At 72.7% G+C, this 21,017-nt stretch carries 23 protein-coding genes; 9 read left to right on the top strand and 14 right to left on the bottom strand.

Annotated elements, in window-relative coordinates; translation table 11 throughout:
- Positions 1–89: 89 nt before the first annotated feature.
- Positions 90–1,133: a lytic polysaccharide monooxygenase gene (locus ABT034_RS22315; RefSeq protein ID WP_351217799.1), complete on the bottom strand. Its 1,044-nt coding sequence runs from the start codon at positions 1,131–1,133 to the stop codon at positions 90–92.
- A gap of 171 nt (positions 1,134–1,304) precedes the next feature.
- Positions 1,305–1,973: a response regulator gene (locus tag ABT034_RS22310; RefSeq protein ID WP_351217797.1), complete on the bottom strand. Its 669-nt coding sequence runs from the start codon at positions 1,971–1,973 to the stop codon at positions 1,305–1,307.
- A gap of 135 nt (positions 1,974–2,108) precedes the next feature.
- Between ABT034_RS22310 and ABT034_RS22305 the strand changes: the two genes are divergently transcribed.
- From ABT034_RS22305 to ABT034_RS22285, 5 genes are all read left to right on the top strand, one after another.
- A complete protein-coding gene (locus tag ABT034_RS22305) occupies positions 2,109–3,092 on the top strand; it encodes a Bug family tripartite tricarboxylate transporter substrate binding protein (RefSeq protein ID WP_351217795.1) in 984 nt (327 codons plus the stop codon).
- On the top strand, positions 3,089–3,589 hold the full coding sequence (locus tag ABT034_RS22300; RefSeq protein WP_351217793.1) for a tripartite tricarboxylate transporter TctB family protein: 501 nt from the start codon (positions 3,089–3,091) through the stop codon (positions 3,587–3,589). The genes ABT034_RS22305 and ABT034_RS22300 overlap by 4 nt, the downstream gene beginning before the upstream one ends.
- A 3-nt stretch (positions 3,590–3,592) precedes the next feature.
- Positions 3,593–5,089 (top strand): tripartite tricarboxylate transporter permease, encoded by a 1,497-nt coding sequence (locus ABT034_RS22295; RefSeq protein ID WP_351217791.1) that lies wholly within the window; start codon positions 3,593–3,595, stop codon positions 5,087–5,089.
- Positions 5,086–5,550, top strand: a complete 465-nt coding sequence (locus ABT034_RS22290; protein ID WP_351217789.1) for a GNAT family N-acetyltransferase — start codon at positions 5,086–5,088, stop codon at positions 5,548–5,550. Before ABT034_RS22295 ends, ABT034_RS22290 begins: the two co-directional genes overlap by 4 nt.
- 76 nt (positions 5,551–5,626) lie before the next feature.
- Complete coding sequence (locus tag ABT034_RS22285) at positions 5,627–6,037, top strand: DUF6299 family protein (RefSeq protein WP_351217787.1); 411 nt, start codon at positions 5,627–5,629, stop codon at positions 6,035–6,037.
- A 113-nt stretch (positions 6,038–6,150) separates the two neighbouring features.
- Here ABT034_RS22285 and ABT034_RS22280 read toward each other — a convergent pair whose 3' ends face one another.
- A complete protein-coding gene (locus ABT034_RS22280; protein WP_351217785.1) occupies positions 6,151–6,630 on the bottom strand; it encodes a ribonuclease FAU-1 family protein in 480 nt (159 codons plus the stop codon).
- Entirely contained in the window at positions 6,611–7,534 is a 924-nt protein-coding gene (locus ABT034_RS22275; protein ID WP_351217783.1) for a GNAT family N-acetyltransferase, read from the bottom strand. The genes ABT034_RS22280 and ABT034_RS22275 overlap by 20 nt, the downstream gene beginning before the upstream one ends.
- A gap of 74 nt (positions 7,535–7,608) precedes the next feature.
- On the opposite strand from ABT034_RS22275, the gene ABT034_RS22270 reads away from it, so the two are divergent.
- Entirely contained in the window at positions 7,609–7,983 is a 375-nt protein-coding gene (locus tag ABT034_RS22270) for a GntR family transcriptional regulator (protein WP_351217781.1), read from the top strand.
- A gap of 27 nt (positions 7,984–8,010) precedes the next feature.
- Here ABT034_RS22270 and ABT034_RS22265 read toward each other — a convergent pair whose 3' ends face one another.
- The 4 genes from ABT034_RS22265 to ABT034_RS22250 all read right to left on the bottom strand — a co-directional run bounded on the left by ABT034_RS22265 (position 8,011) and on the right by ABT034_RS22250 (position 11,924).
- Positions 8,011–9,129 (bottom strand): DUF5925 domain-containing protein, encoded by a 1,119-nt coding sequence (locus tag ABT034_RS22265; protein WP_351217809.1) that lies wholly within the window; start codon positions 9,127–9,129, stop codon positions 8,011–8,013.
- Positions 9,130–9,202: 73 nt separating this feature from the next.
- Positions 9,203–9,997: a polysaccharide deacetylase family protein gene (locus ABT034_RS22260; protein ID WP_351217779.1), complete on the bottom strand. Its 795-nt coding sequence runs from the start codon at positions 9,995–9,997 to the stop codon at positions 9,203–9,205.
- Positions 9,994–11,097: a glycosyltransferase family 2 protein gene (locus ABT034_RS22255; RefSeq protein ID WP_351217777.1), complete on the bottom strand. Its 1,104-nt coding sequence runs from the start codon at positions 11,095–11,097 to the stop codon at positions 9,994–9,996. The genes ABT034_RS22260 and ABT034_RS22255 overlap by 4 nt, the downstream gene beginning before the upstream one ends.
- Positions 11,094–11,924, bottom strand: a complete 831-nt coding sequence (locus ABT034_RS22250) for a glycosyltransferase family 2 protein (RefSeq protein WP_351217775.1) — start codon at positions 11,922–11,924, stop codon at positions 11,094–11,096. The genes ABT034_RS22255 and ABT034_RS22250 overlap by 4 nt, the downstream gene beginning before the upstream one ends.
- 636 nt (positions 11,925–12,560) lie before the next feature.
- Here ABT034_RS22250 and ABT034_RS22245 point away from each other — a divergent pair.
- Positions 12,561–13,367 carry an SGNH/GDSL hydrolase family protein gene (locus tag ABT034_RS22245; protein ID WP_351217773.1) on the top strand — a complete coding sequence of 269 codons (807 nt, stop codon included), beginning with the start codon at positions 12,561–12,563 and terminating at the stop codon, positions 13,365–13,367.
- Here the strand turns inward: ABT034_RS22245 and ABT034_RS22240 are convergent.
- On the bottom strand, positions 13,351–14,361 hold the full coding sequence (locus tag ABT034_RS22240; protein ID WP_351217771.1) for a protein kinase domain-containing protein: 1,011 nt from the start codon (positions 14,359–14,361) through the stop codon (positions 13,351–13,353). The two genes, ABT034_RS22245 and ABT034_RS22240, sit on opposite strands and share 17 nt — an antisense overlap.
- A 324-nt stretch (positions 14,362–14,685) precedes the next feature.
- Here ABT034_RS22240 and ABT034_RS22235 point away from each other — a divergent pair, with 324 nt between their 5' ends.
- Complete coding sequence (locus tag ABT034_RS22235; protein ID WP_351217769.1) at positions 14,686–14,958, top strand: hypothetical protein; 273 nt, start codon at positions 14,686–14,688, stop codon at positions 14,956–14,958.
- A gap of 252 nt (positions 14,959–15,210) precedes the next feature.
- Here the strand turns inward: ABT034_RS22235 and ABT034_RS22230 are convergent, their stop codons facing one another.
- The 3 genes from ABT034_RS22230 to ABT034_RS22220 form a co-directional block, all read right to left on the bottom strand.
- Positions 15,211–16,407, bottom strand: coding sequence for a CaiB/BaiF CoA transferase family protein (locus tag ABT034_RS22230; RefSeq protein WP_351217767.1), 1,197 nt, complete (start codon positions 16,405–16,407; stop codon positions 15,211–15,213).
- Positions 16,408–16,475: 68 nt separating this feature from the next.
- Positions 16,476–17,252: an ABC transporter permease gene (locus ABT034_RS22225; RefSeq protein WP_351217765.1), complete on the bottom strand. Its 777-nt coding sequence runs from the start codon at positions 17,250–17,252 to the stop codon at positions 16,476–16,478.
- Entirely contained in the window at positions 17,249–18,187 is a 939-nt protein-coding gene (locus tag ABT034_RS22220; RefSeq protein WP_351217763.1) for an ATP-binding cassette domain-containing protein, read from the bottom strand. Before ABT034_RS22220 ends, ABT034_RS22225 begins: the two co-directional genes overlap by 4 nt.
- Before the next feature lie 62 nt (positions 18,188–18,249).
- Here ABT034_RS22220 and ABT034_RS22215 point away from each other — a divergent pair, with 62 nt between their 5' ends.
- Complete coding sequence (locus ABT034_RS22215) at positions 18,250–18,987, top strand: TetR/AcrR family transcriptional regulator (RefSeq protein ID WP_351217761.1); 738 nt, start codon at positions 18,250–18,252, stop codon at positions 18,985–18,987.
- Here the strand turns inward: ABT034_RS22215 and ABT034_RS22210 are convergent.
- Both ABT034_RS22210 and ABT034_RS22205 read right to left on the bottom strand, forming a co-directional pair.
- Positions 18,974–20,131, bottom strand: coding sequence for a type ISP restriction/modification enzyme (locus tag ABT034_RS22210; RefSeq protein WP_351217807.1), 1,158 nt, complete (start codon positions 20,129–20,131; stop codon positions 18,974–18,976). The genes ABT034_RS22215 and ABT034_RS22210 overlap by 14 nt on opposite strands.
- Before the next feature lie 134 nt (positions 20,132–20,265).
- Positions 20,266–21,015: a GntR family transcriptional regulator gene (locus tag ABT034_RS22205; RefSeq protein WP_351217759.1), complete on the bottom strand. Its 750-nt coding sequence runs from the start codon at positions 21,013–21,015 to the stop codon at positions 20,266–20,268.
- Between the last annotated feature and the right edge of the window lie 2 nt (positions 21,016–21,017).

The raw sequence follows: 21,017 nt of genomic DNA, 5'->3' as shown, positions 1-21,017 counted from the left end.
AATAGCTCCGCTATGAGGGCGCTCCGGCGCCTTGCGATGCACCGCACCAGACGCCGCGCCCTATCCGGCCCTGATCCGCCGGACACACCCTAGGCCCGCCGACGCCGGGTCGCGCCGAAGAGGACGGCCGCGCCGGTCGCGAGCACGGCGGCGCCGCTGATCGCGAGGTACGGGGTGGCGGCGTCGCCACCGGTCTCGGCCAGCCGCTCACCGGAACCGGAACCGGCGGCGGGAACGGGCGCGTTGGACGACGACTCCTGGGCCGGGTCCTGCGAGGGCCCCTCGGCGGACCCCTCGGCGGGCTCCTGCGTGGACGCGGGTTCCTGTACGGGAGCCTGCGTGGCCGAGCCGCCCGCCGCCGGGGCAGCCGCCGTCTCCTCCGCGCCCGTGGCCGGGTCACCGTCCCCGTGGCCGCCGTGCTCGACCGAGGACTCGTCCTGGCCCTCCTCGATCTGCTGGTCGCTCGGCGCGGAGGCGGTCGGCGCCGGAGCCGTACCGCCGCTGTCCTGCCCGAACACCACGTCCGAGCAGGTGTAGAACGCCTCGGGGGAGTCGGAGCGCTGCCAGATCGAGTAGATGAGATGACGGCCGGACCTGTTCGGCACGGTCCCCTCGAAGACGTAGTCGCCGCCCTCCATCCGGGGGTCGGTCACCGTGGCGAACGGCTTCTCCTCCAGGTCCGACCACGCCAGCGGCTTCGACGGGTCGTAGCCGTCCTTCGTCACGTACAACGCGAACGAGCCCCGGTGCGGCGCGGTCCCCTTGTACCGGAAGGTGTGCGCCCCGGACTTCATGCCGCTCGCGGGCCAGTCGGCCCGCGCCAGGTCGAGCCCCCGGTACTTGTCGTTGCCCGCGCTGCACAGCTTGCCGTCCGGGATCAGCTCCCGGTGCTTCCCGGCGGCGTTCGCGACGTTCACCGCGTTCCAGTCGTAGAACGCCTGCGCCCCACTGGCAGCCACCGCGGCCTTGCAGGCCGCCGACCTCGGAGACTCGGGCCCCTCCGCGTAACAGGCCGAGACCCGGCTCACCGGATCGGTCATCGACCCGTGCGCGGACGCGCCCCCGACGGCGAGCCCGGACAGAGCCAGCACGGTGCCGGCGGTGACGGCCACGGAGATACGACGAGAAGTCATGGGGGGACAGCTCCTTCACGAGGGTGGGACGTGGGGGGTTGCCAAGGAAGCTAGCCCCCACCCCCCACGAAAAAGCCGCAGGAGAAGGAGAGAAGACGATTCTTAGGACCCCTTTAAGGGACCGCTAAGCAGTGCCTGAGGAACGTCCCGGAATACGTCCTGAGGGGAGCGTCAGCCGAGTCGGCGGTAGCGTCGTTCCGGGCGTCCCGTCCCGCCGTACCGCAGCGTGATCTCCGCGCGGCCCGTCTCCGCGAAGTACTCCAGGTAGCGGCGGGCGCTCACTCGGGACAGGGAGCCCGCCTCCGCGCATTCCGTGGCCGAGAGGCCTTCCGGGTGGGCGCGGAGGACCGAGTCGACCAGGTCGGCCGTGTGGGCGGCGAGGCCCTTCGGGAGTTCCCGGGAGCCGCGGGGGCGGGTGCCGAAGATCTGGTCGACGTCCTCCTGGCGGGCCTCGTCCAGTTCGTCGAGGCGGCTGCGGAGCGAGGCCACGTGGCGGAGCTGCTCGTGCAGCGCCGCCTGGCTGAACGGCTTGATCAGATAGTGCAGTGCCCCCGCCCGCAGCGCCGACCGGATCGTGTCCACGTCCCGCGCCGCCGTGATGAAGAGCGCGTCCATGCCCAGGCCCGCCGCGCGCAGCTCCCGGAGCACCTGGACGCCGTCCATGTCCGGCAGGAACACGTCGAGGAGCACCAGGTCGGGCCTGAGCCGCTCGGCCGCCCGCAGGGCGTCGGCGCCGCTGTGCGCGACCCCGGACACCGAGAAGCCCTCCACCGCCGACACATAGCGGCAGTGCAGCTTGGCGACCATGAAGTCGTCGTCCACCACCAGCACTCTCGTCACGCCGACCCACGCTAGGTCCCGACCACAACGACCACAACGTCCGTTGGTTGCGGAAGAGAGACAGCTTCTTAACGCGCGGGCAACATGTGGGCCACCTCACATCCCCCTATCCCTTCGAATCGAGAGGCGGCACACGTGCGGTTGCGCACCCCCTTCGCCCTCCTCGGGGCCGCGCTGCTCGTCCTGGTGGGTCCGCCGCTGCTCAGTCCCGGCAGCGGCGCCGACACCGGCACGCGGATACCCGGACTGCGCTTCATGGTCCCCAACACCCCGGGCGGCGGGTACGACATCACCGCCCGCACCGCGGCCAAGAACGCCGAGGAGGCGGACCTCACCGGCGACATCGAGGTCTTCAACCTGCCCGGAGCGGGCGGCACCGTCGGCCTCACCCGGCTCGTCGGCGAACGCGGCAACGGCCGCCTCGCCATGTCCATGGGCCTCGGTGTCGTCGGCGCCGTCCACACCAACGAGACCCCGATCACCCTCGCCGACACCACCCCGATCGCCCGGCTCACCGAGGAGCAGGACATCGTCGTGGTCGGCAAGAACTCCCCGTACACCACCATCCAGGAGCTCCTCGCCGCCTGGAAGGAGAACCCCGGCAAGCTGCCCGTCGGCGGCGGCTCCTCGCCCGGCGGCCCCGACCACCTCGCCCCGATGCTGATGGCCCAGGCCGCCGGGATCGCGCCGAAGGACGTCAACTACGTGCCCTTCGACGGCGGCGGCGAACTCCTCGCCTCCATCCTCGGCGACAAGGTCGCCTTCGGCGTCTCCGGCGTCGGCGAGTACCTCGACCAGATCAAGGCGGGCGAGCTGCGCCTCCTCGCGGTCACGGGACCGAAGCGGGTCCCCGGCCTCGACGCCCCCACGCTCCGCGAGGCCGGCCTCGACACCGAGTTCACCAATTGGCGCGGCATCGTCGCCCCACCCGGCCTCTCCGACGCCGAGCGCGACAAGCTCGTCACCCTCGTGACCGCCCTGCACGACTCCCCGCAGTGGCGCGCGTCCCTGAAGACCCACGGCTGGGACGACGCCTTCCTGCCCGGCGAGGAGTTCGGCGCCTTCCTCACCGAGCAGGACCGGCGGGTCGGCTCCGTACTGAAGGAGCTGGGACTGTGAGCCTTAAGACCTGGCTGCGCGAGCGCTCCGAACTCGGCGTCGGCGCCCTCCTCTTCCTCCTCGGCGTCCTCGTCCTCACCGACGCCCTCACCCTCGACGCCGACCTCGCCGGCCGCGGCCCGGTCGGCCCCGCCACCGTCCCCCTCGTCGTCGGCTGCGGCCTGCTCGTCGTCGCCGTGCTCCTCTCCGTCGACGTGCTGCGCGGCGGCCGCGGCGAGGCCGAGGCAGGCGAGGACGTCGACCTGACCGAACCCGCCGACTGGCGGACGGTCCTGCTCCTCGCCGGTGTGTTCCTCGCCTTCGCCGTCCTCATCGGCCCCGTCGGCTTCCCCGTCGCCGGAGCGCTCCTCTTCTGGGGCGCGGCCTACGCCCTCGGCAGCCGCCACCTCCACCGCGACCCGCTCCTCGCGGCCGCGCTCTCGCTCCTCACCTACGTCGTCTTCGACAAGCTGCTCGGCGTCCCGCTGCCCGGCGGCCCGCTGATGGGAGTGATCTGACCCATGGATTCCCTGAACTCCCTCATCGACGGCTTCGGCACCGCCCTCACCCCGATGAACCTGCTGTGGGCCGCGATCGGCGTGCTCCTCGGCACCGCCATCGGCGTCCTGCCCGGCATCGGCCCCGCCATGGCCGTGGCCCTGCTCCTCCCCGTCACGTACGGGCTGGAACCTACCGGCGCGTTCATCATGTTCGCCGGCATCTACTACGGCGCCATGTTCGGCGGCTCCACCACCTCGATCCTCCTCAACACCCCCGGGGAGAGCGCGGCCGTCGTCGCCGCCATCGAGGGCAACCCGATGGCCAAGGCGGGCCGTGGCGCGCAGGCGCTCGCCGCCGCCGCCATCGGCCACTTCGCCGGCGGCATGATCGGTACGATCCTGCTCGTCGTCCTCGCCCCGACGGTCGCCGCACTCGCCGTCGGCATCGGCGCCCCCGACTACCTCGCCCTGATGGTCCTCGCCTTCATCGCGGTGACCTCGGTCCTCGGCTCCTCCCGCATCCGCGGTCTCGCCTCCCTCCTCATCGGCCTCACCATCGGCCTGGTCGGCCTCGACCAGATGACCGGGCAGCAGCGCCTCACCTTCGGTTCGCTCCAGCTCGCCGACGGCGTCGACGTCGTCATCGTCGCGGTCGGCCTCTTCGCCATCGGCGAGGCCCTGTGGGTCGCCGCCCACCTGCGCCGCACGGCGGGGGAGGCCATCCCCGTCGGACGCCCCTGGCTCGGCAGGGACGACGTACGGCGCACCTGGAAGCCCTGGCTGCGCGGACCGTTCATCGGCTTCCCGTTCGGGGCGATCCCGGCCGGCGGCGCGGAGATCCCGACCTTCCTGTCGTACGTCACGGAGAAGCGGCTCTCGAAGCACAAGGAGCAGTTCGGCAAGGGCGCCATCGAGGGCGTCGCGGGACCCGAGGCGGCCGCCTCGGCCTCGGCGGCGGGGACGCTCGTCTCCATGCTGACCCTCGGGCTGCCCACGACCGCCGTCGCCGCCGTGATGCTGGCCGCGTTCCAGCAGTACGGCATCCAGCCCGGCCCGCTGCTGTTCGAGCGGGAGCCCGACCTGGTGTGGGGCCTGATCGCCTCCCTGTTCGTCGGCATGGTGCTGCTGCTCGCGCTCAACCTGCCGCTCGCGCCCGTCTGGGCCAAACTCCTCCGCATCCCGCGCCCGTACCTCTACGCCGGCATCCTCTTCTTCGCCGCCGTCGGCGCGTACGCGGTCGGCGGTGAGGCCCTCGACCTGGTCGTGCTGCTCGTCATCGGCCTGATCGGGCTCGGCATGCGCCGGTACGGGCTCCCCGTGCTGCCCGCCGTCATCGGGGTCATCCTCGGCCCGGCCGCCGAACAGCAGCTGCGCCGCGCCCTGCAGATCAGCGACGGCTCGGTGACGGGCCTGGTGAACACCCCGTTCTCGGTCACCGTGTACGCGGTCGTGGTCCTGCTCCTGGCCTGGCCCCTGTTGAGGAAGGTGATCGTCCGCCGCCGTAATGTGACGGTATGACAGACACGTTGATCCGTCCCGCGGTCGCCGCGGACGTCCCCGCCGTGAAGGCCGTGACCGACGCGGCCTTCCACCACTACATCGAACGGATCGGTCTCGTACCGGCCCCGATGGAGTACGACCACGCGGCGAACGTGGCCGCGGGACGGGTCTTCGTGGCGGGCGATCCGGTGGCCGGCCTCGTGGTGGTGGTCCACGAGGCCGATCACCTCTATCTGGACGAGGTCGCCGTACACCCCGACGCCCAGGGCACGGGCCTGGGCCGCCTGCTGCTCGGCTGGGTCGAGCGGCACGCCCGCGAGCTCGGTCTGCCCGAGGTGCGGCTGCTGACCAACGCGATGATGTGGGAGAACCAGAAGCTGTACGAGCGGTACGGCTATGAGGTCGTCGAACGTCGTACGGAAGGACCGTACGATCGTATCCACTACCGAAAGCGCCTCAACTCGCCCCCGATGGGGTGAGTTTCGGACACGCGGCGGCCGGATCGGATATCCCTGGCGGGCAGCACCATCCCCCCACCCCGAAAGGTCCCCGCTCATGCGCGTCCGACTCGCCCTCGCCACAGGCGTTCTGCTGGCCTCCGCCGTCGCCCCCCTCGCCCACGCGGAAGGGACCGAGGACCTCTCCGTCCACAGCTACGGAACCATCGGCGACGACAGCAAGGTGACCCTCTCCGGCAGCTACCGCTGCCTCGACGACACCGCAGGCCCGGTCTTCGTCAACTCCACCCTCGTCCAGGGCGACCACTCGGCCGGGATCGGCGGCACCTGGGCCGTCTGCGACGGACACCTCCACGAGTGGACCAACACCGCCGTCGTGAAGGACCCCGCCTACCGGCCGGGCACCGCCCGGGTACAGGCCACCCTCGTGCGGCTCGCGGCCGGGAAGACGGGCCTGCCGACACCCGACTTCCTCGCCGTCGAGGAGTCCACCGTCGAACTGCTCTGACCGTCCGGCGCGGCAGGCGGCCCGGCTCGGGAGATGGCCCCCGGCTCGGCAGGCGGCCCCCGGCTCGGCCGATGGCCCGGCGCGGCAGATGGCGCAGGCCTGCCGGTGACCCGCTAGCCCAACAGGTCGGTCAGGCCCTCACGGCCGAGCGACTCCAGCTCGTCGAGGGCGACGACGGCACGCGCCGCCGCCTCCGGGTCGGAGGCGGCGAGCCCGCTCGCCGCGAACTCGTCCTCGTCGAGCCGCAGCACCTCGCTGCCGTCCGCCGACACCCACAGGTCCAGGTCCAGGTCGTCCACCACCACCCCGGAGCCGTCGATCACGGCCGGCCGCGTGATGTCGCAGTACCAGCCCTTGAGGGCGCCGTCCGCGGACCACACCTCCTTGACGGAGAACCAGCGGTCGCGCCAGTAGTGCTCCACGAACACATCACCCGGCTCGAACCGCACGAAGCCGAAGTCCCGTACACCCTCCGCCGCCCACGGAGCACGCACCGAGAGCCGGCTGCCGACCTCCGCGAGCACCTCGGCCGGGTAGCGGATCTTCGTCCGCCCCGCCTTCGTCAGGGTGACCTCAACCGATCGTCCGGACATGCCGTACCTCCGTCGCCCCGATCTCGTACCCGAACCACTCGTTGATCGCGAGCATCGGCCCGTTGTCGGCGTCGTTCCCCGTGAACGCCTCCGTGCAGCCCGCCGCCCGGGCCCGGTGCAGCGACGTGTTCTTGGCGAGCTTGGCCAGCCCCCGCCCGCGGAACGCCGGGGCCGTACCGGTCATCCCCGAGAAGTACCGGCCGAGACCGTCCGTCAGCGCCGCGCTGAACGCGGCCGGGACCCCGTCCACCACCGCCACCGTCGTCAGCGCCCGGTCGAAGAGAGGGTGCTCCCAGGTGGTCGTCAGCCAGTGCGCGTAGTCGTCCAGCTGCGTCCCCACATCGCCCGGCTCATCGGCCGTCGTCACCGCGTCCAGCTCGAACAGCGGCCGCGGGTCGGCCGCGAAGTCCTCGGCCGTGAGCAGCTCGACCCCGGCCGGCGGCGCCTGGAGCGGCGGCAGCCCGGCCGCCGACAGGTCGAGGCGGAGGAAGTGCGCGGAACGGCTCGGCGCGTAGCCGCGCCGCTCGGCCCAGGCGCGGTTCGCCGGCTCGTCCAGGACCCAGCTGAACAGGGAGCGCGCGCCCCGCTCGGCCAGGTGCTCCTCGCCGGCCCGCAGCAGCAGCGTCCCCGCGCCGCGCCCCGGGTGCGCCGGGTCCACGTACACGTTGACGAAGCCGATGCCCGGCTCCGCCGCCTCGTGGGCGATCCCCACCTGGGCGGTCCCGATGATCCCGCCGTCCTCGGTCACGGCGACCAGCGGACGGTAGTGGCTGTCGGGATGGGCGTGCGCCCAGTCGAACACGAGCTGCTCGGCGGTCGCGAGCATGTAGGGGAGCGCTGCCCGCCGGACCCGGGCGAAACCCTCGGCGTCCTCGGTCCGTACGTCACGCACGATCACTGTCATGAGGCCGCACGCTACGGCCCGGGGGCGCGCCGCCGCCTCCCCTTTTCCGGTGGGGTGGGGGCAGAATCGGCGGCGTGACACTCACCATCGCTGTGGACCACGAATCCACCACCGCTCCCTACGAACAGCTGCGTGCCCAGATCTCGGAGCGGGCCCGGTCGGGCGGACTTCCGGTCGGATACAAGCTGCCGACGGTACGAGGGCTCGCGGAGCAGCTGGGCCTCGCCGCGAACACGGTCGCCAAGGCGTACAAGGCGCTGGAGGCCGACGGGGTGATCGAGACGCGCGGCCGCCACGGGACGTTCGTCGCCGCGGCGGGCGACGCCGCGACCCGCAGGGCCGCCACCGCCGCCGCCCAGTACGCCGAGGAGGCCCGCCGCCTCGGCCTCAGCCGTGAGGCGGCGGAGGCGGCGCTGAGCGAGGCGCTGCGGGCCGCGTACGACAACTGACCCCGGGAGACGGAGGACCTAGAGGACCTACAGGTAGAGGCCGGCCCCCGCCGTGCGCGGTTCGGGAAGTTCCGCCGGGGGCGTGCCGCGGCGCAGGGCGAACAGCTCCGCGAGCGTCGCGCCCTCGCGCGGCACGTCCTCCTCGCGGCCGAGCCAGGTCACGGACTCCGCGCGGGTCAGCGGCCCCACCTCGATACGGGCCAGGCAGCGGCCCGGGCGGACCACGGCCGGATGGAGCCGCTCCAGGTCCTCGTTGGTGGTGACCCCCACCAGGACGTTGCGTCCCTGGCCCAGCAGACCGTCCGTCAGGTTGAGGAGTCGCGACAGGGCCTGACCGGCCGTGTGCTTCGCCTCGCCCCTGATCAGCTCGTCGCAGTCCTCCAGGAGCAGCAGCCGCCAGCGTCCCTTCGCCGTGCCCTCGTCCTCGCCGATGGCGATGTCCATCAGGTAGCCGACGTCGTTGAAGAGCCGCTCCGGATCGAGGACGCAGTCCACCTGGCACCAGTCGCGCCAGGACCGGGCCAGGGTCCGCAGCGCGGACGTCTTGCCCGTGCCCGGCGGCCCGTGCAGCAGCAGGAGCCGGCCGGCGATCGACTCGGGCGTCACCTTCATCAGCCGGTCCATGGACTCGGCCACCGGCGCCGAGTAGTTGGGCCGGACCTCCTCCCACGTCCCGGCGCTGATCTGCCGGGTCGTCCGGTGCGGGCCGCGCCGCGGCGACACGTACCAGAACCCCATCGTCACGTTCTCCGGCTGCGGCTCCGGCTCGTCCTTCGCCCCGTCGGTCGCCTCCTTCAGGACGCGCTCGGCGAGGTCCGCGTCGGCGGCCGTGACGGTGACGTCCGCCCCCCGGTTCCAGCGGGACACGAGCAGCGTCCAGCCCTCGCCCTCGGCGAGCAGCGCGCTGCGGTCGTCGTCCTTCGCGGCCCGCAGCACCGTGGCCCCCGCCGGGAGGAGCGTCGCCTCGGACCTGACCCGGTCCAGGGTGGTGCTGTGGGAGTGGGGCTGCTCCCCGGTCGCGAAGCGGCCGAGGAACAGCGCGTCGACGACGTCCGAGGGCGAGTCGCTGTCGTCGAGGTTCAGCCGGATCGGCAGCGACCGCTGCGGCTCGGACGGTACCGGTGGGGTGTCAGCCATGGCGCCCATGATCCGGCAACCGGGCATGGCGCGCACGGTGTTTTGAACGGGACGTACCCCCCGCCGCCGGGCCCGCGCTACGTCAGATCCAGTGCCCCCGCACGGCGCCCCGGGCGCGCCGCGCGAGCGCGTACCCCTTCGTCATGGCCCGGTCCGCCGCGAAGTTCCGCGCGATCGCCCGGCCCTCGACGAGCCGGGTGAACTCCTCGGTGTCCGTCGACCGGCGCACGGTGACCCGCTCGATGGCGTACGGCCCCTGGCGGCGCCTGGCCAGCGCGTTGCCGACGGCGAGCGCCTGCGTGAAGCCGGCCTCCCGGACCGTACGGCGGACCCGGCGGCTGGAGTACCCGTACGGATAGGCGAAGGAGACCGGGGCGGAACCGAGCTCCTCGGCGACGATCTCCCGGCAGCGCAGCGTCTCGAACCGGAGCCGTCGCGCGTCGAGTTGGTCGAGCTGCGGGTGGGTGTGGCTGTGCCCGCCGATCTCCGTTCCCGCGTCGGCCAGTTCGCGGACCTGCGCCCAGTCGAGCATGGTGTCGAGGGCGCCGCCCGTGCTGTGCCGGCCGGGCAGCCAGCCGGTGGAGACGAAGACGGTGCTGGCGAAGGAGTGCTTGGCGAGCACCGGCAGCGCGTACCGGTGCACGCCCTCGTACCCGTCGTCGAAGGTGACGAGCAGCGGCCGGGCGGGCAGCGGACCGCCGGTGCGCCAGGCGGCGGCGAGCCCGGCGGTGGTCAGCGGCGTGAACCCCCGCTCGGCGACCACCTCCATCTGCGCCGCGAACGCCTCGGGGGTGACGGAGAGCCCCAGGGTCGCGGGGGCGGGGTCCGGGTCGACGGCGTGGTACATGAGGACCGGCACGGCGGCGGTGTCGTTCACGAGGCAGCTCCTTCGGAGGCCACGGGCCGCGCGACCCCGGGAGTCTCGGCCTTGGCCGCTCCGGGAGTCTCGGCGCGGCCCCCTCCGGGAGTTCCCGCTCCGGCCCGTTCGATCGGTCCCCACGAGAAGGTCGTGCCGCTGCGCCGGGCGCGGAGCGAGCCGAGCGCGTAGCCGCCGGCCGCGACGGTCACGCCGGTCACGATCGCACCGGCCCGGCCCGCGCCGCCGGGGCGGCCGTACAGCGCGTCACGGAGTCCGCGCAGGACACCGGAGGGCAACACCCGTGTCGTGTAGCGCCGTTCGGACTCCAGGCCCTTCTGCGCCCCGACGCTCCGCGCGACGAGCGCCTTGGAGAGCCCCTCGGCGTAGACGCGGGTACGGAAGTAGCCGAAGCGCTCGCGGAGGGCGGGCACCTTGTGGTGGATGACGGCACGGTCGTCGATGAGGAGGATCGCCCCGGGCAGTGCCTTGGCGAGCCGGATGCACAGCTCGGTCTCCTCGCCGCCGAGGGGCCGCCGGTCGCCGTCCCGCCCGATGCCGGTGGCGAAGCCGCCCGACGCGTCGAAGGCCGTACGGCGGAAGGAGGCGTTGCCGCCGAGCACGTTGCGCACGGGAACCCGGCCCGGGGGCAGACCCCGGTACGTACAGCCGACGACCCAGTCGAACTCCTCCGGGAACCAGGCCGGGCGGCGGCCCGACGCCCAGGCGGGCAGGGTCCGGCCGCCGACGGCCATGACACGCGGGTCGTCGTAGGCGGCGGCGAAGTGGTGGAGCCAGTCCCGCTCCGCGACCGCGTCGTCGTCGAGGAAGGCCACGAACTCGCCCCTGGCGGCGCCGATCCCGGTGTTGCGGCCGGCGGAGAGGCCGCGGGGGCCCGCGTTGGCGAGCACCCGCACCTCCTCGTGGAGCCGCTGGTCCGCGTACTCCTCGGTGAGCCGGGAGAGGAGCCGCTCGTTGTGGTCGACCACGAGCAGCGTCTCCAGCGGCGGCAGTGACTGCTTCCGTACGGAGTCGACGGCGGCGAGGATGTCCTCCCACCGCTCCTCCGTGTAGACGCAGATCACCACCGAGAAGCCGTGCGGGGACGTGCGGTCGCTCAAGACACCTCTCCCCGGGGGATGTTGACCGAGAACGGGGCGGGCCGGCGGCGGGCCGCCTTGCTGACGGCCTTCTCCTTGAGGATGACCTTCAGGACGCGGATGCCGTCGCGCACGGCGTTGAGGTTGCTGACGCCGTGAATGCGGTTGTACTCGTGGCTCGGCACCTCCTGCACCTTCAGACCGGCCGTGACGACCCGGATGTTGATCAGGGTCTCTATCTCGAATCCGGTGCAGTCGAGGGTGATCTTGTCGAGGCAGTGGCGCCAGAAGGCGTTGTAGCCGTAGCAGAGGTCGGTGTACCGGGCGCCGAACTTGCGGTTGACGAGGCTGCAGAGCGCCCAGTTGCCGAGTCTGCGAATGGTCGTCATGTCGTCCGTGCCGCCGCCGTTGGCGAAGCGGGAGCCCTTGGCGAAGTCTGCGCCGCCGACGAGGGCGGAGACGTAGGAGACGATCTCCTGGCCGTCCGCCGAGCCGTCCGCGTCGACCATGACGATGATGTCGCCGGTGCAGGCGGCGAAGCCGCTGATCAGCGCGTCGCCCTTGCCCTTGCCCGCCTGCTTGACGACTTTGACGTCCGGCCAGAGTTCACGGGCGACTTCCACCGTGTTGTCGGTGGAATTTCCGTCGACGAGGACGACTTCGTGAATCCATTCCGGCAGCGTCTTGAACACGTACGGAAGATTTTCGGCTTCGTTCATCGCGGGAATGACGACGCTCACCGGCGGAGTGATCGCCAAATGCGAGGTGATGGCCCGGTACTGGGCGGCTATTCGACTCGGCTCGGTCAATTCGGGGCCCGTGGCGGATGGGCGCAGGAACGAGCTCATGGGTCTGGTTTCCCTCTCGTCCGGTGGGCCGCCCACCCCTTGGGCGGTCCGATGGTGTGTCCGGTTCGAAAGGGGGGTTCTCATCTCGCCCACACGGAAACGATCTCCTTGCGGGATCGATGAGTTGGCATGTCTGGCCGCGCGGTACCCGCGGCTCGGCGCACGTTCGAACACCGAGCACGGCACCCCCCTACCGCGCCCCACTCCGGATCCACCGCGACGCTAGAGCCCTCCCCTGAGCCGCTTTGCATGATGGACCGGTGCGGGTGAGATGTACGACGGTATTGATGAATGGGACTGTATGGCAAGTCCCGGATCTGTGGCCCGCTTTTCCGTAGTTTGGCGAAGCTTCGCCGGTCAGATGTGCAGCCGTCCCGATCGGATTCGATCAATCCGTTTGCGGGCGGGGGTGGTGAGGCAGGATCACTCTTCTGTGCATTGTTGTGTGAATGTGTCGCGATCCCGTTCGATCATTCGGCGGGACCGGAGCCTCCGGTTCCCGTCCTGGCCGAATCTCGACCGTCACTGACGGAGGATCGGACAACGTTCACACCCAGTTTTGACATGAACACTTCCGGTGCGGCGGATCCGATGCTACTACCTGGTAGCGCAGAGATCCTGCTACAGGGAGGTTCCATGAGACTGTCCCGATTCACCGCCCTTTCGTCCTCTCTCCTGCTCGGTGCCGTCCTCGCCCTCACCGGGGCGGGAGCGGCCCAGGCGGCCGAGACCGCCGCACTCGACTACGTGGCGCTCGGGGACTCGTACTCCTCCGGTGTGGGCGCCGGGAGTTACGACAGCGCCAGCGGCGACTGCAAGCGCTCCTCGAAGGCGTATCCGGTGCTGTGGAAGAACGCGAACGCCCCCTCCTCCTTCGCGTTCACCGCCTGCTCGGGCGCCCGAACGGGTGATGTGACCGCCAATCAGCTCGGACCCCTCTCCGCCGCCACTGACCTGGTCTCCGTCACGATCGGGGGAAATGACGCCGGTTTCGCCGACGTCATGACGACATGTGTGCTGCAGTCCGAGGCCACCTGCATCAACCGCGTGAATCAGGCCAAGAGTTACGTGGACACCACGCTCCCCGGCAAGCTCGACTCCGTCTACACGGCCATCAGGAACAAGGCACCCGCCGCCCGCGTGGTCGTCCTCGGATACCCGCGCTTCTACCAGATCGGCGGCAACTGCATCGCCGGCCTGAGCGAGAACGAGCGCCGGGCCATCAACGGCGCCTCCGACCACCTCAACGCCGCCGTCGCCAAGCGGGCGGCCGACCACGGCTACGCCTTCTCCAGCGTCGTCTCCGCCTTCACCGGGCACGAGATCTGCTCCGGCTCCGCCTGGCTGCACAGCGTCAACTGGCTCAACATCGGGGAGTCCTACCACCCGACCGCCGCCGGGCAGTCCGGCGGCTACCTGCCCAGCTTCAGGAACGCGGTGTAACCGGACCGCCGCCCGCGCCGTCCGTGGCGCCGGGGCCGGCCGGAGCGGTGCTCGTGACACCGCCCGGCACGGGCCCGGCGCCTCGCTCGTCGTCCCGTACGACGTGATACGTCAACGCTCCCGCGATCAGGAGCGCGCCGACCGCCCCGGCGATGAGGACGCGGCGCCGGCGGGGCGCGTGCGACGACCCGGGAGCCGGGGAGGCGGAACCACGCGCGCGCGTGGAACTGTTGCTGTTCCCTTGCCTGTCCCCTTCCCCGCGGTCTCCGGCCCGCTCGCCGTTCCTCGGGGCGGAGGGCTCCGTCCGCAGGGGCCGGCTCCCGCCCCCGGCCAACCGTCGCAGCTCCTCCTCGGCCTGCGTCGGCGTCAGTGGTCGGTCCGGGTCCGGGTGGGAGAGACCCTCGATCACGGCGCGGAGGGCCCCGGTCCGGTCGTCCGCCGGCAACAGCGTCGACGACCCGGCCGCCGTGTCGAGCAGCGCCCCCAGGGACCTCAGCTCCGCATCCGCCCCCGGCGCGTCCGCCGGAGCCGTACCGAAGCCGGTCACGACGATCCGCCCGTCGTTCGCGAGCAGGACGTGCCTCGGCTCCACGCCCCGGTGGGGGACACCGGCCTCCCGCGCCGCCCGCAGGGCGGAGAGGACCTCGGCGCCGACGCGCGCGGCCTCGCGCGGGGGCAGGGGACCGGCCTCCAGTGTCTCCGCGAGGGTGAGGCCGCGGACGAGCTCCGTCACGATCCAGGGCCTGCCGTCCTCGGTGGCCACTCCGAGGCCCCGTACGACAGCGGGATGGGAGATCCGGGCCGCGGCCCGCGCCTCGCGCTCGCGCCGGGCGTGAAGGAGGAGTGCCTCGTCCGCCGGGAGCCCGGCCGGGGCCCGGAACTCCTTGAGGGCCACCTCGTGCCGGTCCGTCTCGTCCAGGGCGCGCCAGACGGTGCCCGTCGCCCCCTCGGCGAGGACGTCCAGAAGCCGGTAACGACCCGCGATCACCGTCATGGACCCACGGTAGCCGAGGGGCGTTTTTTTGGCGCCGGTCCGTGACGGACCCGTCACGGGAAAAGACTGGAACGATCTTGGTGGTGGAGATCACACCGGCCCGGGTAGTCATGGATGAGGGCCCGGAGGGCAGGATGGTTCATGACGGTTCGGCAGGTGTTCGAGTCCTGTCCAACTCGCCCTGGAATCAGATGGATTCGGACAGTGACCGTCAACCCCCGTACGAGTGCCGTCGATCCTGTCGGCGGGATACACGGGTGTCACGACGGGGCGATAGGGTTAACCTGCCCTGGGTCGGGTGCCCTTGTACGGGTGGGGAGTGACATGGAACAGATAGCAATGCGCAGCAGGCCGCGAGTGCCTGCCATCACCTGCGGGAGCAGCGCGACGAGTTCGCGGCTCGACCGTCATCTCGCGGTGCTCGGCGGACCCGCCGTGCCCCAGCGTGAGGTGGCCGAGGCGACGCTGCTGATGCGGGAGCTGACGACACGTACGCACGAGGCGCCGGTGCACAGTCACCGCAGCCGCAGCGCACGGGTCTCGCTCTTCGCCCCGCTCCGCCGCCTGCGCCGTTCCCTCTTCGGAACGCGCCGCTAGCGCGGAGAAGTCGGGTGCCGGGCTGCGCACCCCGAGGTTCCCGCCCGCTGCCGCCCGGCCGCCCGTACGACTCCGACCGCGACACCGCCGGACGTGTCCCCGCCCGTCCGGCGATCAGTCGTACCCGGCGGCGGATCCGCCGGCTGGAGGGGCGCCGGGCGAGCACCACCGCCCCTCCGCTGCCCGCAGAGGCGTCCGCGCGGCGCAGGCGCCTCAGCGACGACCCCCGCACCTCGCATGCCCGCAGGGGCCTCAGGCGATCACCCCCGCGCTCCTCAGCTCCTTCACCTCCGCCTCCGGCACCCCGAGCCCCGCGAGCACCTCGTCCGTGTCCTGTCCGAGCGCCGGGATCCGGCCCATCCGGGGTTCCGGCGCGTCCGGGAACACGATCGGCGGCAGCAGCGAACGCAGCGGCCCGACCGGTGACTCCACCTCCCGCCAGCGGTCTCGGGCCGTCAGCTGGGGGTGCTCCGCGAGCTCCGCGACCGAGTTGAGCCGGGCGCAGGCGACGCCCGCCGCGTCGAGCCGGGCCAGCGCCTCGGGCGCCGTCAGCGGGGCGAGGGCCGACGCGACCACCGCGTCCGTCACCGCGCGCCCGGCCACCCGCGCCGTGTTCGTCGCGAACGCCGGGTCGTCCGCGAGCTCCGGGCGGCCGATGACCTGCTCGGCGAGCCGCCGCCACTCCCGGTCGTTCTGCACGGAGAGCAGCACCAGCCCCCCGTCCGCCGTCGGATAGGCGTCGTACGGCGCGATCACCGCGTGCGCGAGCCCCGTGCGTGCCGGGGCCGTGCCCCCGTGCATCCCGTGGTGCAGCGGATGCCCCATCCACTCGGCCAGCGAGTCGAGCAGCGAGATTTCCACCGGGCCGCCCCGGCCGGTCGTCCCGCGCCGTACGAGCGCGGCGAGGACGCCCGAGAAGGCGTAGGTCCCGGCCGCGATGTCGGCGGCCGGGATCCCCGACTTGACCGGTTGCTCCGGTGTCCCGGTCACCGACACCAGGCCCGCCTCGCACTGGACGAGCATGTCGTACGCCCGCTTGTGCGCGTACGGCCCCTCTGCCCCGTACCCCGAGACGTCCACCGCGATCAGCCGGGGGTGCGCGGCGCACAGGGTGGCGGCGTCGAGGCCGAGTCTGGCCGCCGCCCCCTGGGCGAGGTTCTGCACGAAGACGTCCGCGCCGGCCACGAGGCGTCGGGCGAGGGCGAGGCCGCGGGGGTCCTTGAGGTCGACCGCCACGGACTCCTTGCCCCGGTTGCACCACACGAAGTGGGAGGCGAGGCCCCGGGCGGCCGTGTCGTACCCCCGGGCGAAGTCCCCGCCGTCGGGCCGCTCGATCTTGACGACGCGGGCGCCGAGGTCGGCGAGTTGCCGGGTGGCGAAGGGCGCGGCGACGGCCTGCTCGACGGCGACGACCGTGATGCCTTCGAGGGGGAGTGGCTGAGTGCTCATGGAAGCCCTGCCTACCCTGCGGGGCCGGTCCTTGTCACCAGGGGGTATGTCACCCCCGGCGGGTTCCGTCAGCCCCGGGCGTAGCGGCGTACCGCGAGCGGGGCGAAGAGGGCGATCAGGCCGAGCGACCAGAGCAGCGCCCCGGCGACGGGGTGGGCCACCGGCCAGGCCGCGTCCGCCGGGACGGGCGCGTTGCCGAAGAGGAGCCGTACCGCCGTGGTGACCGCCGAGATCGGGTTCCACTCGGCGACCGTGCGGAGCCAGCCCGGCATGTTGTCGATCGGGATGTACGCGTTGGACAGCAGCGGCAGCATGAAGGTGGCACTGCCGAGTTGCCCCGCCGCCTCCTCGCTCTTCGAGGCGAGGCCGAGCAGGATGCCCACCCAGGTCGTCGCGAAGCGGAAGAGGAGCAGCAGGCCGATGGCGCCCAGGGCCTCCGCCGCCGTCCCCTCGATCCGCCAGCCCATGGCGAGGCCGACCAGGATCAGCGGGACCGTGCCGACGGCGCTGGCCACCAGATCGGCGAGCGCCTGCCCGAGGGGGACGGCGGCCCGGCTCACGGGCATGGTCCGGAAGCGGTCCATGACGCCCCGGTGGGAGTCCTGGGCGGCCTGGAACATGCCGGTCATGAGGCCGCCCGCGGCGGTCGCCACGAGCAGGCCGGGCACCAGCTGGGACCGGTACTCGGCGCCCGGCATGGCGAGCGCGCTGCCGAACACGTACCCGAAGAACAGCAGGAACACGATCGGCATCGTCTGCGTCATGACGGTGATCGCGGGCGCGTGCCGGATGCGTTGGAGGTGGCGGCCGAGGACGGCGGTCCCGTCGTGGACGAGGGCGCTCACGCGACGAGCTCCTTCCGGTCGGTGAGGCGCAGGAACACCTCGTCGAGGGTGGGCGGGCGCAGGGAGGCGTCGACGAGGAGGACGCCGGCGGCGTCGAGCTCGCGGACCATCCGGGGGAGGGTGAGCGTGGTGTCCGTGGTCACCGCGCCGGCCGTGCGGCGCTCGGCGTCCAGGGCGGGGGCCGAGCCGGTCAGCTGGTCGAGGACGGCGGCGGCCGCTTCGAGGGAGGAGGGGTCGCCCACGACGACCTCGGCGTAGCTGCCGACGAGCGCCTTGAGTTCGGCCGGGGTGCCGCGCTGCGCGACCCGCCCCTCGTCGATCAGGACGATGTCGTCGGCGAGCTGGTCGGCCTCCTCCAGGTACTGCGTGGTGAGCAGCACGGTCGTGCCCCGGTCCGCCAACTCCCGTACGGCGTCCCAGATCCCGTTGCGGCTGTGCGGGTCGAGCCCGGTCGTCGGCTCGTCGAGGAAGAGGACGCGCGGCGGTACGAGGAGGCTCGCCGCCAGGTCGAGCCGGCGCCGCATGCCCCCGGAGTAGGTGCGGGCGGGCCGCCCGGCCGCGGCGGCGAGGCCGAACTGCTCCAGGAGTTCGTCGGCGCGGGCGCGCGGGGCGCGCAGCAGCCGGGCGAAGAGCCGCAGGTTCTCGGCGCCGGTGAGGTCGCCGTCGACCGAGGCGTACTGCCCGGTGACCGCGATCCGCTTCCGTACCCCGGCCGGGTCGCGGACCACGTCGTGCCCCGCGACCCGCGCGCTCCCGGCGTCGGGCGCGACGAGGGTGGTGAGGACGCGGACGGCGGTGGTCTTGCCGGCGCCGTTGGGGCCGAGGACGCCGCAGACCGAGCCCTCGGGTACGGCGAGGTCGAGGCCGCGGAGGGCGTGGACCTCGCCGTACCGCTTCTGCAGACCCTCACTAAGTACAGCGTACGTAGTAGTCATGAGGCGACCGTACCGCACTACGTACGCTGTACGTAACTAGGATGGGAGCGAGGTGATGATCCATGACGGGCCGAGCGGCCGAACCGGAAGTGATCTGGGCGCGCCCCGAGCGCGCGGGCCGAGGCCCCAAGCCGGCGTACAGCAGGAACGACATCGCGGCCGCCGCCGTGCGCATCGCCGACGCGGACGGCATCGACGCGGTCTCCATGCGGCGCGTCGCCACCGAACTCGGCTGCGGCACCATGTCGCTCTACAACTACGTCCCCCGCAAGGAGGACCTGTACGAGCTGATGGTCGACGCGGTCAGCGGCGAGTACGCCTACCCCGAGAAGCCCAGCGGCGACTGGCGCGCCGACATGACGGGGATCGCCCACCAGAGCCGCGCCCTCATGTACCGGCACCCCTGGCTGCCCCGGATGATGACCACCGCCTACGGGTTCACCCCCAACGCCCTGCGCTTCCTGGAGTGGTGCCTGGGCTGCCTGGCCCCCCTGGACATCCCCGCCGGGCTGAAGATGCAGCTGATCGCCATGGTCAACGGCACGGTCATGGCGACCGTCGCCAACGAGCAGGCCGTCGCCGAGCGGGCCCGCGGACTGCCCTGGTCCGAGGAGGAGGAGCAGGCGGTACGCGCCGCCTACCTCAAGGGGCAGGTGGCGAGCGGGGAGTACCCGCACCTCGCCGGACTGCTCGCCGAGGCCCCCGCCCCCGTCGATCCGGACGAGATCTTCGCCATCGGCATCGCCCGGCTCCTCGACTCGTTCGCGCCCGCGGGGACGGTTCCTGTCACAGGAGCATGAACTGCCCCTCCGGGCCCTCCTCCTGATGGTCCAGTACGGACGCGGGGCGGCGGGACGCGGGCGGCGGGGGTAGGATCCCCGCCGCCCGCAGCTCCGCCCGGCCGGTCGCTCCCGTTCCCTCGGCGAAAGCGGCCCGCTCCGGCTCCCGGGCTCCCAGCAGCGCGAGGACCGTGATCAGGTCGAGCAGCTCCGAGGTCCACTCCTGCGGCCAGGCCGCCGGTCCGATCGTCTCCAGGGAACCCGGCTCCGCCGGGGCCGTCCGGTGTGCGAACCACCGTTCGAGCACCCGCGCCCCGCCGACGCGGAACTCCCAGGCCTCCTCCGGTACGGGTGAGATCCGGCCCTCGTCCAGGCACAGGGCCTCGTCGCCGGCGTCGTACGTCATCGTCCCCGGCCGCGCGGGGACCGCCGCCCGCACATAGGGGCGGCGCCCGCCCGGCAACCGCGGCTTGCTCCCGCTCAGGGCGCCCCGCCCCTGGACGTCGATGAGCTCCCGGCCGAGCGCCACGCCCGCCGCCCAGGCCTCCGGGTCCACGGGGAGCGGGACACGGCACCCGGCGGGGGAGGGCCGGGCCGCCGCCACGGTCCACGCGAGCCACTCCAGGGCGTCGACCTCGTGCCCGTACCGCTCCCCGAGGAGGGCGAGCAGGCCGGGCGCCACATTGGGCTCCCGGCCGCCGGGGCGCCGGAACAGCGGGCGGATGCGGCCCGGCCGTCCGGCGGGGCAGCGGCCCTCGGGCAGCGCGGCCGTCACCAGGAGGGCGGGCCCCGCCGCCCCCGGCACGTACCCCTGCTCGACGGCGAAGAGCTGCGGCTTTCCGGCGACCCGCCACAGCTCGGGCCGGGCGGTGTCGATGAGCCGGTGGTCGGGCAGCAGCCACTGCTCGTCGAACGGGCCGAGCGCGACCCGTACGGGCTCCGGGCACGGCCCCGACTCGCGGGCCCAGCGCCCGGTCGAGGTCCGCTGCCCCGGCAGCGCGGCCACCGCGCTCGCGGGCGTCCGCGCCCGGCTGGGCCGGAACAGGGCCTCCCGCTCGGCCCCCTCGGCGGCCAGCAGGCGGTCCCAGCGGGACCGCAGCGTCCGCGCGTCCGGCGCCAGGATCCACGAGCGGCCGAACCGCAGCGGCGCGACGGACCACGGCATGAGGTCGTCGAGGAGGGGCGGGTCGTCGCCGTGGGGGTCGGAGGCGGGGGCGGGGCCGGGGTCGTGCGGGCCGGCTTGGTGGGGGTCGGGGTCGGGGTCGGGGCCGGGGTCGTGCGGGTCGGCGTCCACGGTGGTCACTGTGCCTCCACCGTCACCGTGAAGGAGAAGCGGTCGCCGCGGTAGCGGATGCGCGCCACATCGACGACCCTGCCGTCCGCGTCGTAGCTCACGCCGGTGTAGTGGAGGATCGGCGAGAGGAGCGGGACCTGGAGCAGCGCCGCCGTCTCCGGGTCGGCGAGACGGGCCTCGACCGTGTCCGTGATGCGGCTGATCCGCACCCCGACGACGTCCCGCAGCACCTTCGTCATCGGCCAGCGCTCCAGATCGGCCGGGTCGATCGCCGCGGCGAGTTCGGGGCGCACCGCGTTCTCCGCCCAGTTCGTCGGCTCACCGCTCTCGCCGTCGCGGCGCAGCCTCCGGTACGCCACGATCTCCGTCACGTCCGGGAAGTGCTCCGCCAGCTCACCCGGCACCGGTTCGGGGCCGTGCCCGAGGACCGTCGTCCGCTCGCCCGACTGCTGGGCCACGATCGCGTCGATCGAGCCGAGCAGCCGGCGCGGGGTGGAGCGCCGGGCGCCCGGCTCGATGAAGGTGCCGCGCCGCCGGTGCCGGCTGATCAGGCCCTCCTCCTCCAGTTCCTTGAGGGCCTGGCGCATCGTGAGCACGCTCACGCCGTAGTGGGCGGCGAGCTGCTCCTCGGTGGGCAGCCGCAGCGAGGCGTCGGGCGTGCGGCCCAGTATCGAGGCGCGCAGCGACTGCGAGACCTGGTACCAGAGCGGCAGCTTGCGGTTCAGGACCAGCGAGTCGGGAGCGAAGGCGGTCACGG

Origin of the sequence: Streptomyces sp. NPDC002773, from assembly GCF_040295605.1 — a bacterium.
Lineage (GTDB): Bacteria > Actinomycetota > Actinomycetes > Streptomycetales > Streptomycetaceae > Streptomyces.
The sequence above is the reverse complement of the archived record's forward strand: the minus strand, read 5'-3'. Positions and strand labels throughout refer to the sequence as shown.